We start from the raw sequence: 234 nt of genomic DNA on the forward strand, positions 1-234 counted from the left end.
CTGGGGGCCCAGCCCAAGGGGGCGTCCGACGCGCGCCGCCGGCTGATCGTCACCGCCGGCGTCTTCTCGTTGGACGGCTATGTCGCGCCCCTCAAGGAGATCTGCGACCTCGCCGCCCGCTACGACGCCATGGTCATGGTCGACGACTCGCAGCCCGTCGGTTTCGTCGGCCCCGGCGGCCGGGGCCCCCCCGGCGCGCAGGGGTGCTGGGTCGGCGTCGCCACCATCACCGCC

Annotated in this window: 1 protein-coding gene; it reads left to right on the forward strand. The window is 75.2% G+C overall.

Features of this window, described 5'->3' with window-relative positions; translation table 11 throughout:
- A partial coding sequence (locus tag KVT44_RS57215) for an aminotransferase class I/II-fold pyridoxal phosphate-dependent enzyme (protein ID WP_217577215.1) occupies positions 1-234 on the forward strand: 234 nt, incomplete at both ends.

It is taken from the genome of Streptomyces sp. GbtcB7, assembly GCF_019091445.1.
GTDB lineage: Bacteria > Actinomycetota > Actinomycetes > Streptomycetales > Streptomycetaceae > Streptomyces > Streptomyces mirabilis.